General features: G+C 45.4%; 16 protein-coding genes and 1 tRNA gene. 16 read left to right on the top strand and 1 reads right to left on the bottom strand.

Annotated elements, in window-relative coordinates; all coding sequences use genetic code 11:
* Positions 1 to 6 precede the first annotated feature (6 nt).
* The 16 genes from FYJ39_RS12785 to feoB all read left to right on the top strand — a co-directional run bounded on the left by FYJ39_RS12785 (position 7) and on the right by feoB (position 18,557).
* Complete coding sequence (locus tag FYJ39_RS12785; RefSeq protein ID WP_154472863.1) at positions 7 to 2,109, top strand: BglG family transcription antiterminator; 2,103 nt, start codon at positions 7 to 9, stop codon at positions 2,107 to 2,109.
* A 225-nt stretch (positions 2,110 to 2,334) separates the two neighbouring features.
* A tRNA-Gln gene (locus FYJ39_RS12790) sits at positions 2,335 to 2,406 on the top strand.
* Between the two features lie 154 nt (positions 2,407 to 2,560).
* Positions 2,561 to 3,289 (top strand): acyl-[acyl-carrier-protein] thioesterase, encoded by a 729-nt coding sequence (locus FYJ39_RS12795; RefSeq protein WP_154472864.1) that lies wholly within the window; start codon positions 2,561 to 2,563, stop codon positions 3,287 to 3,289.
* 71 nt (positions 3,290 to 3,360) lie between these two features.
* Positions 3,361 to 4,194 (top strand): CvfB family protein, encoded by an 834-nt coding sequence (locus FYJ39_RS12800; protein WP_154472865.1) that lies wholly within the window; start codon positions 3,361 to 3,363, stop codon positions 4,192 to 4,194.
* Between the two features lie 122 nt (positions 4,195 to 4,316).
* The gene (locus FYJ39_RS12805) at positions 4,317 to 5,156 is read left to right on the top strand and encodes a YitT family protein (protein ID WP_154472866.1); all 840 of its coding nucleotides are present in this window, start codon (positions 4,317 to 4,319) and stop codon (positions 5,154 to 5,156) included.
* A gap of 263 nt (positions 5,157 to 5,419) precedes the next feature.
* Positions 5,420 to 6,532 carry an ABC transporter ATP-binding protein gene (locus tag FYJ39_RS12810; RefSeq protein WP_154472867.1) on the top strand — a complete coding sequence of 371 codons (1,113 nt, stop codon included), beginning with the start codon at positions 5,420 to 5,422 and terminating at the stop codon, positions 6,530 to 6,532.
* Between the two features lie 136 nt (positions 6,533 to 6,668).
* Positions 6,669 to 7,757: a PucR family transcriptional regulator gene (locus FYJ39_RS12815; protein ID WP_154472868.1), complete on the top strand. Its 1,089-nt coding sequence runs from the start codon at positions 6,669 to 6,671 to the stop codon at positions 7,755 to 7,757.
* Between the two features lie 13 nt (positions 7,758 to 7,770).
* Entirely contained in the window at positions 7,771 to 8,472 is a 702-nt protein-coding gene (ftsE, locus tag FYJ39_RS12820; protein WP_154472869.1) for a cell division ATP-binding protein FtsE, read from the top strand.
* Entirely contained in the window at positions 8,469 to 9,377 is a 909-nt protein-coding gene (locus FYJ39_RS12825) for a cell division protein FtsX (RefSeq protein ID WP_154472870.1), read from the top strand. Before ftsE ends, FYJ39_RS12825 begins: the two co-directional genes overlap by 4 nt.
* Positions 9,378 to 9,383: 6 nt before the next feature.
* Positions 9,384 to 10,601, top strand: coding sequence for a murein hydrolase activator EnvC family protein (locus tag FYJ39_RS12830; protein ID WP_353847236.1), 1,218 nt, complete (start codon positions 9,384 to 9,386; stop codon positions 10,599 to 10,601).
* A 67-nt stretch (positions 10,602 to 10,668) separates the two neighbouring features.
* Positions 10,669 to 12,063 carry a S41 family peptidase gene (locus FYJ39_RS12835; RefSeq protein ID WP_353847235.1) on the top strand — a complete coding sequence of 465 codons (1,395 nt, stop codon included), beginning with the start codon at positions 10,669 to 10,671 and terminating at the stop codon, positions 12,061 to 12,063.
* Positions 12,064 to 12,396: 333 nt separating this feature from the next.
* Positions 12,397 to 12,651, top strand: coding sequence for a hypothetical protein (locus FYJ39_RS12840; RefSeq protein WP_154472871.1), 255 nt, complete (start codon positions 12,397 to 12,399; stop codon positions 12,649 to 12,651).
* A gap of 12 nt (positions 12,652 to 12,663) precedes the next feature.
* Positions 12,664 to 14,649 (top strand): excinuclease ABC subunit UvrB, encoded by a 1,986-nt coding sequence (gene uvrB / locus FYJ39_RS12845; protein WP_154472872.1) that lies wholly within the window; start codon positions 12,664 to 12,666, stop codon positions 14,647 to 14,649.
* 131 nt (positions 14,650 to 14,780) lie between these two features.
* Positions 14,781 to 15,962, top strand: coding sequence for an N-acetylmuramoyl-L-alanine amidase family protein (locus tag FYJ39_RS12850; protein WP_154472873.1), 1,182 nt, complete (start codon positions 14,781 to 14,783; stop codon positions 15,960 to 15,962).
* Between the two features lie 256 nt (positions 15,963 to 16,218).
* Positions 16,219 to 16,452 (top strand): FeoA family protein, encoded by a 234-nt coding sequence (locus FYJ39_RS12855; protein ID WP_154472874.1) that lies wholly within the window; start codon positions 16,219 to 16,221, stop codon positions 16,450 to 16,452.
* Positions 16,449 to 18,557 (top strand): ferrous iron transport protein B, encoded by a 2,109-nt coding sequence (feoB, locus tag FYJ39_RS12860; protein ID WP_154472875.1) that lies wholly within the window; start codon positions 16,449 to 16,451, stop codon positions 18,555 to 18,557. Before FYJ39_RS12855 ends, feoB begins: the two co-directional genes overlap by 4 nt.
* A gap of 18 nt (positions 18,558 to 18,575) precedes the next feature.
* On the opposite strand, the gene FYJ39_RS12865 is transcribed toward feoB, so the two are convergent.
* The gene (locus FYJ39_RS12865; RefSeq protein ID WP_154472876.1) at positions 18,576 to 19,493 is read right to left on the bottom strand and encodes a DUF5688 family protein; all 918 of its coding nucleotides are present in this window, start codon (positions 19,491 to 19,493) and stop codon (positions 18,576 to 18,578) included.
* Positions 19,494 to 20,387 lie beyond the last annotated feature (894 nt).

Here is a 20,387-nt window from a genome sequence, read left to right on the forward strand (position 1 = left end):
TGCCATATGTTAAATAAACGGATTGTAACGATACTTAGGGATATATGTATAGATGGAAAAGCTGCTGGTGTGGAAGCACTGGCAGCACAATATGGTATCAGCAATCGGATGGTTAGATATGACCTGAATCATATTAACGAGTTTCTGAAGGAAAACGGTTTTTCCACACAGCTTAAGGTAAAGAAATCAGAGGTGATGTTTGACACATCCGCGAAAGAAAGGGAAACAATCAAAGCATTGATTGACAGCTGGTATGATAGGGATTACATTCTGTCCCGGAAAGAACGCGCCGTATGGATTATTTTCAGGCTGCTGCATCCCAGCCTACAGGGAATCATTACATATGAAACTCTTTGCGAGGAATTAAAGATAAGCAGAAGCACCCTTATTTGCGATATTCGCTATGTAAGAAAACGGCTGGAAGGCTGGAATCTGAAAATGGTGAGTATTGGAAAGAAGGGTTTTTGCTGTATTGGAAAAGAAAAAGCGATCAGAAGCTGCATACGAAATTTTTTAACAGGAGAAAAAGCCTATGCGGCAGAGCAGCTTTTTGAATATCAGGTGAGGTTTCATTCGCCGGAAATGAATTTATACTCCTTTACAAAAGAAGAGATTGACTGGATCAAAGATGAGACAGATAGGATGCAAAAGAAGGTGGGAGTTATTCTTTCGGATATGGATCTCGTAAAATTTATATCGGTAATTTTAATTGCAGTTCGTAGAATAAGGATGGGCTGTCTGATTGATTCCTTTGAAGCTGTCCGGCCTGATATAAAGAACTGGAGAGAGTATGATTGCTGCCGTAGGCTCAGAGATCGTCTTTCAAAGCGTTATGATATTATGATTCCCGAAGATGAGATCATTTATCTGATGTCCTATTTTATCAGCGCCAGTAAAACCTATGGCTTGAAAGGAGAAAGGGAGGATTGCTTAAAGGAAGATTTGATTGCAAATAAAATTATTGCAAGATTTAATAAAATAACCGGAAAGCATATTTCTTTTTCTGAAGAAATGAATGAATATTTTATGAACCATGTGAAAAGTATGGTATTCCGAATGGAATTTGATATTTCTGTAACCAATCCCTTTCTGGATGAAATAAAACAGAAGTATCCTCAGATCTTTATCAGTATCCTGGATTCCTGCAGCTTTTTGGAGCAGTACTTTGGAAAACGGTTGTCTGAGCATGAAATAGGGTATATGGCGTTGTATTTTCAGATGGCTTTGGAGGATGAGGGAAAGGAAGAACATTTACAAGAAAAAAAAATAGTTATTACCTGTGCCTCTGGTGTTGTTACAGGAAAGGTGATAGCCAACAGGCTGAAAAAACGTTTTAAGTTTCACCTTCTGGGAACAACCTCCTGCCACCATATTCAGGAATTTCTGAAACAGGAGGAACCAGATCTGATTATCAGCTCCATTCCCCTCAAAGAGACTTTAGCAGTACCGGTAATCGTTGTATCTCCGATGCTTACAAAAGAGGATATAAATAACCTAAAGGATATGCTTCCGGCTGTGGAGAAGCAAAAAGATAACAAGCAACTGATGGAGGAAATCCTTTCTGTGGTAGAAGAACATGTTGAGCCTGTGCAGATGGAGAGAATCAAGAATATTTTGAAAATGAATTTTCATATAGAGCCAGTGACAGCCTACAAGGAAATTTCCAGAATCCTTTCGTTGGAAGATATTCTTTTAAATCTGCAGGTATCCGACTGGAGAGAAGGCATCCGCCTTTCAGCAGAGCCTATGCAGAAAAAAGGAATCATTGGTGACAGCTACATCACAAGGATGATTGAAACGGTAGAAAGGCTGGGAGCCTATATTGTCATAACAGATGATATCGCTATGCCCCATGCGGCTCCCGGTGACGATGTCTATTCTTTTGGAATTACTATGGCTGTTTTTAACGAGCCTATTGCTATTTTTAACCGCGACGGTATTAAAATGTTTATTGCCATTGCCATGAAAGAGGAGGAAAATTATCGAGATGTGATTATGGAAATTATGGAATTGGCAGAGGATAGGACATTTATTGAGCTAATGTATCATGCTAAATCACCAGAGAATATTTATCGATATATTGTATATGGGGATAGCGCTGAACAGTGACTATATAGCATATTTCTGCCTGGGGCGAAGCTGTGAAGGGTTCCGGGCGGATGTCTCTTAAAACAGTATCCCAGCTTTTTAAATATTCAATTATAACATATGTATTGTAATCTTACAAAGAGGAACATTCAGTTAAAAAAAGTGCTTGACTAAATATCATAATGTGGGTATAATGAAATCCGCAGCTGTAGTTCATGAGAATTTGCTGCGGTATTAATATTGCGGTGGGCTATCGCCAAATGGTAAGGCAACGGACTCTGACTCCGTCATTTCAAGGTTCGAATCCTTGTAGCCCAGCTTATCAAACCCTGCAGCCTGAGAGCTGTGGGATTTTTTGATTGTTTTAGATAATGAAAGCAAAAGCCTTGAAAGAAGGGCAGGTTTTAGCTTTGATACGGCAAAACCCAGTTAAACTGTTATATTAAGAAAATATTTGAAAAAAAGAGGCTATATGTATATATTTAACAGCAGGGTCCGGTACAGTGAGACGGACGAATTGGGACGGCTTTCAGTGACGGGAATGATTAATTATATGCAGGACTGCAGTACGTTCCAGTCGGAGGATGCCCAGGTAGGCGTAGTATATATGGAAAAGCGTCATAAAGCTTGGCTTCTGTCCTCATGGCAGATTATAATAGATCGGTATCCCAGGCTTGGAGAACGTCTTATGGTAGGAACCTGGCCCAATTCCTTTAAGGGGATTTATGGCTATCGCAATTTTGTTATAAGGGACGAGGCTGGCAACGATTGTGTGAGGGCGGAATCCGTATGGTTTCTCTATGACACAGAGAGAAACATCCCACTCCGGGTGCGGCCTGAGGATACGGCGCCCTACGGCACCCCAGAGCCAAGGCTGAGGATTAGTCCGGCTTCCAGGAAGATACCAGTGCCTGAAAGCTATGATACCGGCGAGTCCATTGTAGTTGCCCGGCATCATATTGATACCAATCATCACGTGAACAATGCGCAATATGTAGAGATAGCCAGGGAATCCATTCCACCGAGGCTTAAAATCAGAGAAATCCGGGCAGACTATAAAAAAGCAGCCTTGCTGGGAGATCGTATGATCCCCCATATCAGCCATGAGAACCAGGGAGAGAAGCAGGTGTGGACCGTTGCGCTGTCTGGGGAGAAGGGCGAACTATATGCAGTTATATGGCTGCAAACGGAGGAACGGTAGCTGCTGCTTGCGGAGGCCGGGCAAGGTAATAAATGCAAATTGATTACAGAGAAAGACCAGAGGAGACTAAAATGATTGAATTAGGAAAAGTACAGGAACTGGAAATCTTAAGAATAAAGGAATTCGGAGTGTATGTAGGTGAGAAGGACGGGGGTGAGGAATCTGTTCTCCTGCCTAAAAAGCAGGTGCCCCAGGGAGCGTCTGTGGGAGATAAGCTGACTGTATTTATTTACAAGGATTCTTCCGATCGTCTGATAGCTACGATAGGCACCCCTAAGCTTCAGGTGGGAGAAACGGCTATGCTGGACGTAAAGGATGTATCCAGAATCGGGGCGTTTCTGGACATGGGCCTGGAAAAGGATTTATTGTTGCCTTTTAAGGAGCAGACTCATCCGGTGAAAAAGGGGGAACGCTGCCTGGTCACTCTTTATGTGGATAAGAGCAGCCGCCTTGCAGCCACCATGCGTGTTTATACCCATATGAGTAACCAGTCGCCCTATAAGGCTGAGGATTGGGTGACGGGAACGATCTATGAGATAAATGACAGCATTGGTGCCTTTGTGGCTGTGGATCACAAGTATTACGGTCTTATCCCAAAGCGCGAGCTTTACGGCAAGTTCAAGGAGGGAGATACAGTACAGGCCCGTGTTACAAGAGTTCGGGAGGACGGAAAGCTGGATTTGTGCCTCCGTGAGCGGGCCCATGTGCAGATGGGAACGGACGCGGAGCTGGTGCTTAAGGTGCTTGATGAGTTTGATGGCATTTTGCCTTTTAATGACAGGGCGGCTCCAGAAGCTATCCTTCGGGAATTTAAGATGAGCAAGAATGCGTTTAAGAGGGCGGTTGGCCGCCTACTAAAAGAGGGTAAAATCCGAATCACAGATAAGACGATAGAAAAAATATAATGGATGCAGAGGATACATACTGTATGCAGAACATAGCTTAGACAGTATTGAGAGGACAGCACCATGCAGGGTGGCTGTCCTTTTGCGGCTTTACAGGCAGAAGGAATGGAGGGAGACAGGAGATGTTAAAGAGAAACCCGGCTCTAGAGTATGGATGTATGCTGACGGGTACCCTTTTGATTGGAACCGCTATCAAAAATATATATGATCCGGTAAGTATGGTAACAGGGGGAGTGTCGGGCATTGCCATTATCATAAAAGAACTGTGGGGCGTGCCTTTGTGGTTGACCAATGCTATATTGAATATTCCGTTGTTTACAGCAGCTGCCTTTATGATGGGATGGAAATTTATCAAGCGCACGCTGTTATCCACAGTGCTGCTGTCCGTGTCGTTGTATTTGCTGCCGGAGGCTTCCTTTGTGGGAGAGGATCGTTTGCTGGCCGCTCTGTTTGGAGGAATCCTAAGCGGCGTGGGTATGGGATTGGTGCTTCTTTCCGGCTGCACTACAGGAGGAACGGATATGCTGGCAGCCCTGATTAAGAAGAAGCTGAAATATTATACAATGGCCCAGATCATACAGGTACTAGACGGACTGATTGTTCTGGCAGGGGCTTCTGTATTTGGCATTCCCATTGCCCTCTATGCGCTGATTGCTATTTTTTGCGCGGCAAAGGTGACGGATGGTATGATTGAGGGACTTAAGTTTTCAAAACAGGCCTATATTATATCCGATCATTTTCAGGAAATAGCAGATGCGATTATGAAGGGGATGGGAAGAGGCGTTACCAGCCTGGAGGCCAGAGGAATGTATTCTAACCAGGAGAAAAAAATGCTGTTCTGCGTAGTTTCCAGAAAGGAAATTGTGACCTTGAGGGAAATTGTGGCTGAGTTTGACAAGAATGCTTTTTTGATTGTCAGCGATGCAAGGGAGGTGTTTGGGGAAGGATTTATTGAACATTGAAAGGATTAACACAATTAACAAAAAATTCAAGGGAAGTATTGGAATACTTTGTAATTTAGAGCATTTTTTTTCCCTCGTATACAAATTAGCTAAATCCTAAAATTGTATTTTGTTGATTTACAATATGGATTCTGACAATCGTTTCATGTATTATAATAGCAGTTGCCAGCAAGGCTTTCACTGAAAAAAATTGCAGTGAAAACCAGTATTTCATTATATGGTTATTAAATTGGATCAAGCGTATTTTAGGAGGAAAAAACAGGATGGCTAGTTTATCACTGAAGAATGTAACTAAGAAGTATCCCAACGGTTTTGTTGCGGTTAAGGACTTTAATCTGGAGATCCAGGATAAGGAATTTATTATTTTCGTAGGTCCCTCCGGATGCGGTAAGTCGACCACCCTCCGTATGATTGCAGGCCTGGAAGACATTTCCTCCGGTGAGCTTTCTATTGATGATAAGATCGTAAATGATGTGGAGCCAAAGGACAGGGATATTGCTATGGTATTCCAGAACTACGCTCTGTATCCCCATATGTCTGTATATGACAACATGGCTTTCGGACTAAAGCTGAGAAAGGTGCCAAAGGCTGAGATTGACAAAAAGGTTCGCGACGCAGCCAGGATACTTGACCTAGAGCATCTTCTGGATCGTAAGCCAAAGGCGCTTTCTGGCGGTCAGAGGCAGCGTGTTGCTATGGGACGTGCGATTGTCCGTAGCCCAAAGGTGTTCTTGATGGACGAGCCGCTGTCTAACCTGGATGCAAAGCTGAGAGGTCAGATGCGTGTGGAGATCTCCAAGCTTCATCAGAGACTGGAAACTACGATTATATATGTAACCCATGACCAGACAGAGGCAATGACTTTGGGAACCAGAATCGTTGTCATGAAGGACGGAGTGATCCAGCAGGTAGATACGCCTCAGAATTTGTACCACAAGCCCTGCAATAAGTTTGTGGCAGGCTTTATCGGCGCTCCTCAGATGAATATGATTGATGCTTTGGTTGGAAAGGACGGAGCGGACGTGACTCTGACCTTTGGCGAGCACACCATTGCCCTTCCGGAAGGCAAGGCAAGAAAGCTGGAGGAAGCCGGCTATGTAGGAAAGACAGTTACCCTGGGTATCCGTCCTGAAGATCTTCATGATGAAGAGTCCTTCCTGGCTATGTCTCCTAAGAGTATGTTTGACGCCACCATCCGTGTATATGAGATGCTGGGTTCAGAAGTTCTTTTGTATTTTGATGTAGTGGACTCCAACTTTACAGCAAAGGTAAATCCACGTACCACTGCAAGACCTGGCGATACGATCAAGCTGGCTATGGATCTGGAAAAGATTCATATTTTTGATAAGGATACAGAAGCTGTAATATTGAATTAACAGAGACTTTTTACAAAAAATATGGTAAAAAGAAGCAAGAGGGAATATAACTCTCTTGCTTTTTTTAAAATTATGAATTAAAATATGAAAATAGGGATATTAGCTACTCCGAATACGTTGAAAAGGAGAAAATAAAATGATTTCAAATCAAATACTGCAGACTACATTGGATGGGTTAAAGGCAATTACAAGAATTGATTTAGGTATTTGTGATACAGAAGGAAAAGTGCTGGCTTCTACATTTACAGATGCGGAAGAATCAGAGAGCTCAGTTCTGGTGTTCGTTGATTCTCCCGCTGACAGCCAGGTGATTCAGGGATATCAGTTCTTTAAGGTATTCGACGAGCACCAGCTGGAATACATTTTGCTTGCAAAGGGAGCCAGTGATGATGTGTATATGGTAGGAAAGCTAGCAGCTTTCCAGATACAGAATCTTTTGGTTGCCTATAAGGAACGTTTTGATAAGGATAATTTTATCAAGAACCTCCTGCTGGATAACCTGCTTTTGGTGGATATTTACAATAGAGCCAAAAAGCTGCATATTGATACTGATGTAAAGCGTGTGGTATACATCATTGAAACCCACAATGAGAAGGATATCAATGCCCTGGAGACTGTAAGAAGCCTGTTTGCGGCTAAGACAAAGGATTTCATTACGGCAGTGGATGAAAAGAACATTATTCTGGTAAAGGAAGTACGCCAGGGAGAGACCTACGGCGAGCTGGATAAGACGGCTAATACCATTCTGGACATGCTGAATACAGAGGTTATGACGAAGGTACGTGTGGCTTACGGAACCGTTATCAATGATATAAAGGAGGTTTCGCGTTCTTACAAGGAAGCTAAAATGGCTTTGGATGTAGGGAAGATTTTTTATTCCGGTAAGAATGTAATTGCATACAATAACCTGGGAATCGGCCGCCTCATTTATCAGCTGCCAATACCTCTGTGCAAAATGTTTATCAGGGAAGTGTTTGACGGCAAGTCACCGGATGATTTCGATGAAGAGACTCTGGCTACCATCAACAAGTTTTTTGAGAACAGCCTGAATGTGTCTGAGACCTCCAGACAGCTGTATATCCACCGGAATACTCTGGTATACCGTTTAGATAAGCTGCAAAAGAGCACTGGGCTTGATTTGCGTATCTTTGAGGATGCCATTACATTTAAGATTGCTTTGATGGTCGCCAAGTATATGAGGTATATGGAAAGCCTGGATTATTAAGCCGGAGTAACAGATGATTGAGATTAGCGATGTATTTAAGACCTATGAGACAGGCAGCAAGGCGGTAAGAGGCATCAGTTTTACCATAGGCGATGGGGAATTTGTATTTATCGTGGGAAGAAGCGGTTCTGGTAAAAGCACTTTGATAAAGCTGCTTTTAAAAGAGCTGGAACCTACACATGGGCGTATTGTAGTGAACGATATGGATCTGGGGAAAATGCCCAGAAGGTATATTCCCAAATACCGGAGAAGCTTAGGCGTGGTCTTTCAGGATTTCAGACTCCTGAAAGACCGCACTGTGTTTGAGAATGTGGCCTTTGCCCAGCGGGTAATCGGAGTGCCTTCCCGCATAATCCGGGAGACAGTACCGGAAATGCTAAGGCTGGTAGGCTTATCAGCCAAGTATAAAGCATATCCCCGTCAGCTTTCCGGCGGCGAGCAGCAGAGGGTAGCCATAGCCAGGGCTCTGATCAATGACCCCGAGGTTCTTCTGGCAGACGAGCCTACAGGAAATCTGGACAGCTTTAATGCCCACGAGATTATGAAGCTGCTGGAGGAGATTAACGGCAGGGGAAGGACAGTGATTGTGGTAACTCATAGTCAGGAGATGGTGGATGAGATGGGAAAGCGGGTTATCACCATGGAACGGGGGGAGATTATAAGAGATACAGGCGGACCCATCGGTCTTCCGGAAAGGCGCAGCTTCAAGCGATGAGAATTAGTACATTTTGGTATTGCCTGAAACAGGGCTTTGCGAATATATGCAGAAATATTTTGTTTTCTCTGGCTTCCATAGCTACTATTTCTGCGTGTATTTTTTTATTTTGCCTTTTTTTTGCCTTGGCGGCAAATGTTCAGAATGTGGTCAAGACAGCTGAGACGACCGTGGGAATTACCGTGTTTTTTGAGGAGGATTTACCGGATGCGGCCATTCAAAAGGCTGGGCAGGTGATAGGAAGCTGGCCTGAGGTGCGTCAGCTGCGGTTTATCTCAGCTGAGGAGGCCTGGGAGAGCTTTAAGCAGAACTATTTTGAAGGAGCGGAAGAACTGGCCGAAGGGTTTGCGGATGATAATCCCCTGGCAGGCTCTGCCTCCTATGAGATATTTTTAAATAATATCGAAGATCAGGAGGAGGTGGCTGAACGGCTTAAGTCTATGGAAGGAGTGCGCAGAGTGCGGTATGCCAGCGATGTAGCTGCAGGCTTTACCAGCGCAGGGAAGATGGTAGGGGCCTTGTCTGCGGTGATCATCGGCGTGCTGCTGGCAGTGGCTGTGTTTCTTATCAGCAATACGATCTCTGTAACTGCCGCCTTCAGGCGCCGGGAAAATGAGATTATGCGGTATATCGGAGCTGCCGGCTATGTGATCCGTGGGCCTTTTGTGGTGGAGGGAGTTATTCTGGGAGCCGCCGGGGCAGCGGTTCCTTTGGCGGGAATGTATTTCCTGTACCAGGAGGCGGTGGTTTATGTGAATGAGAACTATCAGATCTTGACAGTAATGTTTCAGCCCATTGCCGTAGAGGCGATTTTTCCCTATATAGCAATGGCAGCCGGTATCCTGGGGGTGGGAATCGGATTTTTTGTCAGCTTCTTTACCATTAACCGCCATTTAAGAGTGTAAGGAGGAATGATGAAAATAACAGGAAGATTACGGAGCAGAACCGCAGCCTTGGCATGTGGCCTGCTTCTGGGTGGAGGGGCTGTATTTTCCTCCTATGCCACCAGCGTGGAAATAGAGGATGCTAAGAAACAGGTATCTGCTTTGGAGGAAGAAAAAAAGCAGGTGGAGGATACCTTAAACCAGCTTGAGAGCTTGAAGACAGATACGGCGGCCTATGTGAAGGCTTTGGATGGCAACTTGGCAAAGCTGTCAGATGAGCTGAAACAGCTGGAGCAAAGAATAGGGGAGAAGGAGAATCAGATTGAGAGAACTCAGGCTCAGTTGGAAAAAGCCAGAGAGGCGGAAAAACAGCAGTACAGCGCCATGAAGCTTCGGATTAAATATATGTATGAGAATGGACAGACCAGCTTCGTCGAGATGATGATGGATTCAGGAAGCGTCTCGGAGCTTTTAAACCGTGGGGAGTATGTGAGCCAGATTGCAGAGTATGACAGGAGAAAGCTTAGGGAGTATGGAGAGATAAAGGATGAGGTGGCTGTAAAGGAGCAGGCCCTGAATGAGGAGCACGAAAGCCTTTTAGCCCTTCAGGATACAACCAGAGCCAAGCAGCAATCTGTGAAACGGCTGATGGCATCCAAGCAGGAGGAGCTGGCGGCTGTTCAGGCAAGGATAGCTACGGCTCAGAACGAGCTGGATCAGTACACAGCAGATATCAAGGCCCAGGAAGAGCAGATGAAACGGATTGAGGCTGAGATGAAGCGGCGGGAGGAGGAAGCCAGAAAAAAGGCAGAGGAAGCAGGAAAAACGTATACAGTATCAAATTTGGGGAATATTAATTTTAAGTGGCCCTGCCCATCCAGCAGCCGGATAACCTCTAATTTTGGAGACAGGGAATCGCCTACAGAGGGAGCTTCCGCTAATCATAAGGGAATGGATATCGGAGCCGGTACAGGCGCGGATATTATAGCGGCGGCGGCGGGCCAGGTAGTGATTTCTACATATAGCTATTCGGCTGGGAATTATATTATGATTGACCACGGAGGAGGAGTCAGCACTGTATATATGCATTGTTCTCAGCTTCTGGTCAGCGAGGGAGCTAATGTGACTCAGGGCCAGGTGATAGCAAAGGTAGGCTCTACCGGTTATTCTACGGGACCACACCTGCATTTTGGTATCCGATCAGGAGGAAATTATGTAGATCCCAGGAATTATGTGAGTCCATAGTTTCTTTGGATAAATTTGGTGGGCCTGTTATATATCATATCAGGAACGGGCAGATAGGAGATAGAAGTTGGAAAATCGTGATTTAAATCAACAGGAAAATACGAATCAGGAGATAAATCAGGGCAGACAGCATATGGATCGCCAGGGTAACGGAAGGAACCGGTTCTGGAGTGGAGCTTTGGTAGGTGCTCTTGTAACAGCCTTTGTAGGCTTGATCGTAGTGGGGATGTCAGCAGGCATCTACCTGTTTGGCATGAGAGTGATGCGCAGTCAGCCTAAGTTTCAGCCGGAAAAGGACGGAGCAGTGTCCATAACAGACGGCAAGGGTAAAAAGCAAGAGGGGCTGGACTATGATAAGGTAACGTCTAAGATGAACCTGATTGAGGACATTATAGGGCAGACCTTCTTGTATGATGAGGATGCGGAGGCTGTAGAGGATTATATCTACCGGGGCATGCTGGCTGGCCTGGATGACCCTTATTCCGTTTATTATTCAGCTGCGGATTACCAGTCTATGATGGAAACAACACAGGGAGAGTATTCGGGCATAGGAGCTATGATAAGCCAAAACAGAACCACCGGCCTGTGCACGATAGTAAAGGTGTTTGAGGGCTCGCCTGCTCTGGAGGCAGGGATGCAGCCGGGAGATATTATCTATAAGGTGGAGGATACGCTGGTTGCCAGTGAAAGCCTTGAGGTTTTGGTGAATAATTACATCAAGGGTAAGGAAGGAACAGACGTAAGGCTTACCGTGTACCGTTCAGACAAGGATCAGTATGTGGAGCTGACAATGAAGCGCCGCAAGATTGAGGTGCCAACTGTAGAGCACAGGATGCTGGACGACAATATCGGGTATGTTGCAGTCACTGAATTTGATGTGATTACGGTTAAGCAATTTGAGGAAGCTGTGGATGGACTGGCACAAAGCGGAATGAAGGGGCTTATCATCGACTTAAGGAACAATCCGGGGGGAATTTTGGATGGAGCTGTGAAAATGGTGGATTATTTGCTGCCTGATGATATTTCCAAATATGATAAGGGACAGGGGAAAACCCTTATTGTATATACAGCTGATAAGAATGAAAAAGGGGATGTGTTTACTGCCTCAGACAAACATCAGATGGATCTTCCTATCGTAATATTGATCAATGGAGATTCTGCCAGCGCTTCGGAGGTATTTACCGGAGCTATGAAGGATTACAACCGGGCTACGGTAGTAGGTACTACCAGCTATGGAAAGGGAATTGTACAAAATCTGATTCCTTTGGGAGACGGTTCTGCTATTAAGCTGACGACCGCTCATTACTATACTCCAAGCGGCTTTGATCTCCATGGAAAGGGAATTGAGCCAGATGTGGCAGTGGAACTGGACGAAGTCCTTAAGACCCAGGCTGTGGTGAAGCCTGAGGAGGATAATCAGATTCAGAAGGCAGTTGAGGTCATGAAGAATAAGCTGCGGTGACGAGAAGAAGGCTTATCTGGCTGCTCTTGTCCCATGACTAAAGGAATAGAGAGAGGAGCTGTGTAAAAACAGGTCTTTACGAAAATGCTGTACAAAAAGCAGGGTTTTAGTAGCTAAAATAGCCGCTTAGAACCTTGCTTTTGGTTTAATTTGCTATTGTGTTTCTATGCTGCGGCATTCCTTATCATTTTGCAGCGCTCTGGAGTGACACAAGAAATGTGGAGCCACAAAAGGAAAAGAACAAACATTCGGTTTTTCTGTACAAGATGACAGAAGTTTGATATAATAAATAAAACGTTAAGGTAAAGTAAGCGAAGGATGACAAGGGAGGAAATGATAGAGTTTAACGATACGGATAACCGAGTACAGCAGACAGCTATTGTCAATCATTTTATACAGGCAGTACAGGGAAGGGAAAAAATACTGTGTCCGGTGGAAGAGGCAGTGCAGTCACTGAATATCATCAATGGCGCCTATCTGTCCTCCTGGAACAATAAAGTGGTTAGTTTTCCTCTGGTTATGGCACTGTACAGAAAGGAATGGGAAAAGGCTGCTTTAAATCTAAAACATGGCATTTATACTTTTTAAGGAGATGGCTTCATGGATCAGTTTGAATTAGTATCAGAATATGCCCCTACCGGAGACCAGCCCCAGGCAATCTCTCAACTAGTGCAGGGCTTTAGGGAAGGAAATCAATTTCAGACGCTATTGGGCGTAACTGGCTCTGGAAAAACATTTACCATGGCTAACGTGATTCAGGCATTGAATAAGCCTACATTAATTCTTGCTCATAACAAGACGTTGGCTGCACAGCTATATGGGGAGTTTAAAGAGTTTTTCCCAAATAATGCGGTGGAGTACTTTGTGTCCTATTACGACTACTACCAGCCGGAAGCCTACGTTCCCTCCTCTGATACCTACATTGAGAAGGATTCCTCTATCAACGATGAGATTGATAAGCTCCGCCATTCCGCTACTGCCGCGCTTTCTGAGAGACGGGATGTAATTATTGTGGCATCGGTATCCTGTATCTACGGTCTGGGAAGTCCCATCGATTATCAGGAGATGGTTATCTCCCTCAGACCAGGTATGAGCAAAGACAGGGACGAGGTAATCCACAAGCTGATCGATATCCAGTATGATCGCAATGACATGGACTTTAAGCGAGGAACCTTTCGGGTGCGGGGGGATGTGCTGGAGGTGTATCCGGCCTATTCCGACGGGGATGCTTACCGCATTGAGTTCTTTGGGGATGAGGTGGATCGGATCACGGAGATCGATACGGTTACAGGGGAAATTAAGGCTCAGCTTGGACATATTGCTATTTTTCCGGCCTCTCATTATGTAGTGCCCAAGGAGAAAATGATGGAGGCCACGGAGCACATTCTGGAGGAAATGAAGGAGCGGGTAGCATTTTTCAAGAGTGAGGATAAGCTTCTGGAGGCGCAGAGGATCGCGGAGCGGACGAATTTTGATGTGGAAATGATGCGGGAAACCGGATTCTGTTCAGGAATTGAGAATTATTCCAGGCATCTTACCGGCTCTCTCACGGGAGAGCCGCCCTTTACATTGATTGATTACTTCCCTGATGATTTTTTGATGATAGTGGATGAGTCTCATATCACCCTTCCTCAGGTAAGGGGCATGTATGCAGGAGATCGCTCCCGAAAGACTACTCTGGTGGACTATGGCTTCCGTCTTCCCTCGGCTCTGGATAACCGGCCCTTGAATTTTGGGGAGTTTGAGGAAAAGATTAACCAAATGCTTTTTGTGTCTGCTACCCCTTCTGTGTACGAACAGGAGCATGAGCTGCTGAGGGTAGAGCAGATTATCCGGCCCACGGGACTTCTGGATCCTAAGATTAGCGTGCGGCCGGTTGAAGGGCAGATTGACGATTTGATTTCTGAGGTGAATCGGGAGGTGAAAAACCACCATAAGGTGCTGATCACCACCCTGACCAAGCGTATGGCTGAGGATTTGACGGATTATATGCGTGAGGCGGGCATCCGGGTAAAATACCTCCACTCGGATATAGATACCCTGGAGAGAGCCCAGATAATCCGGGACATGCGTTTGGATGTCTTTGATGTGCTGGTAGGTATTAACCTTTTAAGAGAGGGACTGGATATTCCGGAGATAACCCTGGTGGCTATTCTGGATGCTGACAAGGAAGGCTTCCTTCGCTCGGAAACCTCCCTGATTCAGACGATTGGACGTGCGGCAAGAAACTCAGAGGGACATGTAATCATGTATGCGGATACGATTACAGATTCTATGCGCGTAGCCATAGAGGAAACAAACCGCCGCCGCAAGCTTCAGCAAAAGTATAATGAGGAGCATGGAATTACGCCTACAACGGTTAAGAAGGCGGTACGGGATCTGATCTCTATTTCCAAGGCGGTTGAGGCGGATGACAAGCAGTTTAAGAAAGAACCGGAGTCTATGGATGAGAAGGAGCTGAAGAAGCTGTCTGGGGAGCTGGAGAGGAAGATGCACCAAGCTGCGGCGGAGCTTAACTTTGAGGAAGCGGCAAGGCTTCGAGACCGTATGGTCGTGATTAAGAAAATGCTTTTGGATCTGGAATAGAATGCAGGGTTCTCGTGTAGTAAAAATGTAATATTCTTTTAAGGAATAAGAAATTGTACAATTATAATATTTTTACTATAATAAAAGCAGGAAATAGTTGGTAGATAGCTTTGTTTACAGGAGGAGATTGTATGAAAATAAGACGGTGGCTATGCCTGACGGCGGCGGTAATAATGGTTTTTGGAGCCAGCTTTCCTGCTTTTGCGGCAGATAAAAAAATTGATACGGTGAAGCTTAAATTTTCTTATAATAAGGAACCGGAAAGCGGAGATGATATCGGTACGATCACAGTGACTTCCGGTGGAGCAGGCTATCGTGTGGAATCAGCAGAGTATACCAATGGGGACGACCAGGATGTCTGGACGGTAGGAGACATACCGAAGGTAAAGGTAGAGCTGTCGGCAGAGGATGGATATCGTTTTTCCTATACCTCCAAAAGCCATTTTTCTTTGTCAGGATGTAATGCGGAGTTTAAAAAGGCAAGTATCAGCGACGGCGGCAATTATATCGAAGTGTACGCAGAGTTAAAGCGTATCGGAGGAAAGCTGGAGGGAGCAACCGAGCTGGAGTGGGAAGGTACTACAGCGTATTGGGGTGAAATTGAGGGCGCTAAACGCTATGATGTGAAGCTGATGCGGGACGACAGAACGGTGACTACTGTGGAAGCTTCAGGAACCTCCTACAACTTTGCAGGATATTTTAACAAAGAGGGGGATTATACCTTCCGTGTAAGGGCTATTGCCAGCTATAACAGCAAGGCAGGTGAATGGTCTGAGGATTCCGACGCCCTTTATATCAGAGAGGAAGATTTAGGAAGATATTCCGGCAGCGGACGTTGGATACAGAATCAGAACGGCTGGTGGTACAGCTATGATACCGGCGGATATCCGGCATCCTGCTGGAAGCAGATTAATGGAGCATGGTATTACTTCAACAGCTCCGGTTATATGCTGACTGGCTGGCAGAAGCTGGATGGAGTGTGGTATTACTTGCTTCCAAACGGAGTGATGGCCACAGGGTGGAATCTGATTAACGGGGTATGGTATTATATGAACGGCAGCGGTGAAATGCAGACCGGTTGGCAGAATATGAATGGAAGAAGCTATTATCTGAACAACAGCGGAGCCATGCTGACTGGCTGGCAGAGGCTGGACGGCAGATGGTATTATCTGGATGGAAGCGGTGTCATGGCAACTGGCTGGCAGGCTCTGGACGGAAAGTGGTACTATTTCGGTTCGGATGGCTCCATGTATGCTAATACCTATACACCGGATGGCAGGTATGTAGACGGCTCCGGCGTTTGGATTCCATAAACATGACGGGAAGAAAGAAAAACAGTAAAGAGTTTAAAGCACGGCTCCAGGCAGTCCATTTATAGCAGCCTGGAGCCGTGTTTTTTTCTAGAGGATGATTTTGACTTGATTAACCAGAGTATTTTTATTTTGCAGCATTCCTTTTTTGCGTACGAATATTAGATAGCTTTGACAAATCCTTCTTGTTGACAATTAATTTCATTAAGCATACAATAAGTATGGCTTTTAAGTTGATTACAGGAGGATACAAGCAGAGATGCTAAAATTAAATGAGTGTGCTATCGGCGGACGCTATGTGGTTGACAGTGTCCAGGTGGACGAAGGAATTACCAGGAGACTGGAGGCATTAGGGGTGAATGAAGGAACGCCGGTGAATATATTAAACAAAAAAGGAAGCGGCAGCGTTATAATCAAGGTGAGGGGCACAAGACTGGCTCTGGGAAAACGCTTATCCGATGGAATTACAGTTAGGGAGGAGCATGGAGTATGAACCGAGAGATAAAAGGCTGCGGCAACGGCTCCTATGGAAGCGTTGTTCTGGGGCAACCAAAGGGAGGGGAGGCTGTAAGGCAGAGAAGAAGGGCAGAGCATAAGGAGGACAGCCGGCCCATCACCGTAGGCTTTGTAGGGAATCCTAACTGCGGTAAGACTACCCTTTTTAATGCGTTTACCGGAGCAAAGCTTAAGGTTGCTAACTGGCCCGGCGTAACGGTAGAGCGCGTAGAGGGCTCTGCCAGCTATAAAGGACGGCCCATAAAGGTTATTGATCTTCCGGGAATCTACAGCCTTACCTCCTATACCATAGAGGAAAAGGTGACTCGAAAATGTATTGAGGACGGAGAGGTTGACGTTATTATTAATGTAGTGGACGCCTCATCTCTGGAGAGGAATCTTTATCTGACTATGCAGTTGATAGAGCTTAAGAAGCCTGTAATTCTGGCTCTTAACATGATGGATATAGTGGAGGAGAGGGGGATGGAGATTGATATGCACCGCCTGCCTGAGATGCTGGGAGAAATTCCGGTAGTGCAGGTATCTGCCAGAAAGCGCACAGGGCTGGACGCGCTGATGCATGCAGTGGTTCACCACTATGAGGAGGGCCCTCACGGCGTTGTGATTCACTACAGCTCTGAGGTGGAGGAAAAAATTGCGGCTGTTGAGCAAGCTCTTAAAGGCAAGTACGGAGAGATGGATAATATGCGCTGGCATGCCATCAAGTTTTTGGAGTTCGACCAGCTAGTGGTGAACGACCATCCGCTGGAGCATATGGAGAAGATTCTTACCCATAATTATGAGAAGCAGATTATAAATGAAAAATACGATTACATAGAGTATATAATTGAGGAATGTCTTTTCAACAAGGATATAAAGGCAGCAACTACGGACCGGGTGGATCGGTTAATGACCCATCCTATATGGGGAATCCCGGCATTTCTGGGAATTATGGCCCTGGTTTTTTTCCTGACCTTTACGGTAGGAGATTTTCTGAAGGGATATTTTCAGATGGGGCTGGATATGCTTTCTAAAGGCACATTAGAGCTTCTTACCAGTATCCAGGCCTCCCAGTGGATGATATCCTTGATTGTAGACGGAATCATCGCAGGCGTAGGTGGTATTCTCACCTTCCTGCCTAATATTTTTATATTGTTTCTGGCGCTGGCTTTTCTGGAGGACAGCGGCTATATGGCACGGGTGGCCTATGTAATGAATGAGACCATGGGAATGGTAGGACTTTCAGGTAAGGCGTTTTTGCCCATGCTTTTGGGCTTTGGCTGTACAGTTCCGGCTGTGATGGCTACCAGAGCCTTGGAGAGTGTTAGGGATAGGCGGAGAACGATACTGATTACTCCCTTTATGTCCTGCTCCGCAAGACTTCCCATCTATGTGCTGTTTGCTGAGATGTTCTTTCCGGACAGGGCCTTGCTGGTAGCCTATTCCCTGTATTTGATAGGACTATTTGTGGCGATTATGGTGGCATTTATTGTTCATTTTCATGACAAAAATAGGCGTCAGGGAAATTCTCTTCTTATAGAGCTCCCCGAATATAAAACTCCCAACTCCCGGACAGTGGCTATCTATGTGTGGGATAAGGTAAAGGATTATCTCTCTAAGGCTGGAACCACCATATTTTTGGCCTCGATCGCTTTATGGTTTATAATGAACCTGGGTCCTCAGGGATTTGTAGCTGATGTATCTGATAGCTTTGCGGCTATTGTGGGACACAGCCTGGCGCCCTTCCTTCGCCCTGCGGGCCTGGGCCAGTGGCAGGTTGCAGTGGCCCTTATATCTGGACTGTCTGCAAAAGAAGTGGTGGTTTCCAGTTTCAGTGTGCTTTACGGGATCAATAACGTAAATTCCAGCGCAGGCATGGCCGGGCTGTCGGGTATCCTGGCAGAGGCGGGCTTTGGATGGATGAATGCCTACGCTTTGATGGTGTTTTGCCTGCTGTACTCACCCTGTATCGCGGCGGTAGCCACGATTAAGCGTGAGACCGGCTCTTGGAAATGGACCCTTGGGATGGTGCTCTTTCAGCTGGCAGTAGCCTGGATGGGAGCGGTGCTGGTGTTCCAGCTTGGCAGCTTCATATTCGGTTAGGGCTGAACCTGTAAGGGTCTAAGGGGCAGGCCAGGGGACTGCTGCATCCGGCTTAGAAGCCATGGAGATAGAATCCAGCTTTCTGGAATATATGTAAACCTCATTGGACAGCTGATCGGTCTTTGGCACCTCCGTATTGTTGATATGTGTAACCAAACGTGTCATTTCCCCATAGGAAATATTCCCGGTATCGGCCAGGAGAAGAACTTCGTGAATACTGGAGGGCAGGATAATTATGTCCTGCTCTATGGTATCTGCGAAGTTTTTTATTACGTTGCTGTAAACAAGGCAGCCAGCCCCATAAACACCTGAGGAATTGCTGAGTATGGAAAAGGGGGCTGGGTCCCCGGCCATTGTATCCTCCTGATTCAGATGCTCAAGTAGGGATGCCATGCTTGTAACAGTGTAAGGGAAAAGCCTGGGTGTATTTGTAAAGGCCTGCTTTACTAAATCCTCCTTAGAAATGTTCCAGATATTCAAATGTTCGTTGCAGATCGCTGCGGTTATCATGCCGCTGTTGTCCTGGCTAATGCAGAGAAAAAATACCACCGCTAAGTCCAGCCAGCAGATATGGGGAACCTTGTTCAGGATATTCCTGTTAGCTTTGGCATGAACCAGCCTGAAGGCAATACGGTCTTTGACTGCTTCGTATAAGGTAAGCTCCTGAAGGTCTAAGCCGGGCGGTGTACGGCTGCTGTTATACAGCTCTAAAAGCTCATACACAATATCCTCCAGAGGCATGCCGGACAGGAACTGCTGGTAACAGGTATTTAAGTAGATAGAAGGAGCAATACTGGAATCCTTTTTCATGATACACAGCCCGTCTAGCATAAGGCCGTTATTTCTTGGAATCCTGTGAAGGGCCAGCTTATATTCCGGTCCAAGAGCACATTCCATGCGTTCCTTTAAAGCAGTCAAAAATTGTTCGTATACCATATGTGTACCCCCTTGTATATTTTTATGTAAACTGATTAAACAGTTTCATATAGATTCTATTCTCACAATTAAGGGGGAACTGAACAGGAACCGCCTTAGAATGAATGAGATAATAGGTGATGCTTGAATTACATCGGAATGATCACAGATTACCCTATGAGAGAAGATTTGTCAATAGAAAAGAGGATTGTTTATGAAACATTTTGCAGGACAGATGTCTTGTTTGGTTCTGTGATGGAATCAAAGGGGCATAACCATCAAAAATAGGAAAGATATATCTTATTTTTTAGTATAAGTAGTCGATTATAGTATATATAGGCCCTATTTCTTTTGGGGAATAATACTTTTGTCAGTGAGGCGTTAGCAGTTTGTGCCAGCGCCTGCTTCATTGTCGGGCAGATCGCATCCCATATTTCCCTGATGGTGTATTGACAACGGATTAACAGGAAGGAGGATTGTAGATGGATGAGATAGAAGAATGATCAGGGGGGGGGGGGTCATTGAAATGCTTTTTTCGGTCTGGAGGTATGTTTATTGTGGCTTTAAAATAGATTGATTTTTTTATCAGTAAATGATGCATTCAGACATAACCTAGAGGTGTTGGTTTTTCAAAGACTGAGGAGCGGTCTTTTATAAGCTGCTGAAAGCCTGTGGCACCCGCGTATTTCCTTTTATGGTTAAAACAGATGAACATACATCTGTGACGATAATGGAATGTCTTCATATGCAAGGCAATAAAATGTCAGACGGCATGGATGAAAATTTTCGGATACCAACACAGGAAGGGGCAAATGCGCTTAAGATTGACACAGATGACATATCCTTGCTTCCACTTAAGGAAAGGTCATGGATATACGTCCTTTGAATGAGCAATCCTGTTATATATTATGTAGA

The sequence above is a fragment of the Clostridium porci genome (assembly GCF_009696375.1).
Lineage (GTDB): Bacteria > Bacillota > Clostridia > Lachnospirales > Lachnospiraceae > Enterocloster > Enterocloster porci.

Excerpts from the sequence above, each read along its gene's own strand:
- FYJ39_RS12785 (WP_154472863.1), top strand. The coding sequence starts at position 7 with ATGTTAAATAAACGGATTGTAACGATACTTAGGGATATATGTATAGAT.
- FYJ39_RS12795 (WP_154472864.1), top strand. The coding sequence starts at position 2,561 with ATGTATATATTTAACAGCAGGGTCCGGTACAGTGAGACGGACGAATTG.
- FYJ39_RS12800 (WP_154472865.1), top strand. The coding sequence starts at position 3,361 with ATGATTGAATTAGGAAAAGTACAGGAACTGGAAATCTTAAGAATAAAG.
- FYJ39_RS12805 (WP_154472866.1), top strand. The coding sequence starts at position 4,317 with ATGTTAAAGAGAAACCCGGCTCTAGAGTATGGATGTATGCTGACGGGT.
- FYJ39_RS12810 (WP_154472867.1), top strand. The coding sequence starts at position 5,420 with ATGGCTAGTTTATCACTGAAGAATGTAACTAAGAAGTATCCCAACGGT.
- FYJ39_RS12815 (WP_154472868.1), top strand. The coding sequence starts at position 6,669 with ATGATTTCAAATCAAATACTGCAGACTACATTGGATGGGTTAAAGGCA.
- ftsE (WP_154472869.1), top strand. The coding sequence starts at position 7,771 with ATGATTGAGATTAGCGATGTATTTAAGACCTATGAGACAGGCAGCAAG.
- FYJ39_RS12825 (WP_154472870.1), top strand. The coding sequence starts at position 8,469 with ATGAGAATTAGTACATTTTGGTATTGCCTGAAACAGGGCTTTGCGAAT.
- FYJ39_RS12830 (WP_353847236.1), top strand. The coding sequence starts at position 9,384 with ATGATGAAAATAACAGGAAGATTACGGAGCAGAACCGCAGCCTTGGCA.
- FYJ39_RS12840 (WP_154472871.1), top strand. The coding sequence starts at position 12,397 with ATGATAGAGTTTAACGATACGGATAACCGAGTACAGCAGACAGCTATT.
- uvrB (WP_154472872.1), top strand. The coding sequence starts at position 12,664 with ATGGATCAGTTTGAATTAGTATCAGAATATGCCCCTACCGGAGACCAG.
- FYJ39_RS12850 (WP_154472873.1), top strand. The coding sequence starts at position 14,781 with ATGAAAATAAGACGGTGGCTATGCCTGACGGCGGCGGTAATAATGGTT.
- FYJ39_RS12855 (WP_154472874.1), top strand. The coding sequence starts at position 16,219 with ATGCTAAAATTAAATGAGTGTGCTATCGGCGGACGCTATGTGGTTGAC.
- feoB (WP_154472875.1), top strand. The coding sequence starts at position 16,449 with ATGAACCGAGAGATAAAAGGCTGCGGCAACGGCTCCTATGGAAGCGTT.
- FYJ39_RS12865 (WP_154472876.1), bottom strand. The coding sequence starts at position 19,493 with ATGGTATACGAACAATTTTTGACTGCTTTAAAGGAACGCATGGAATGT.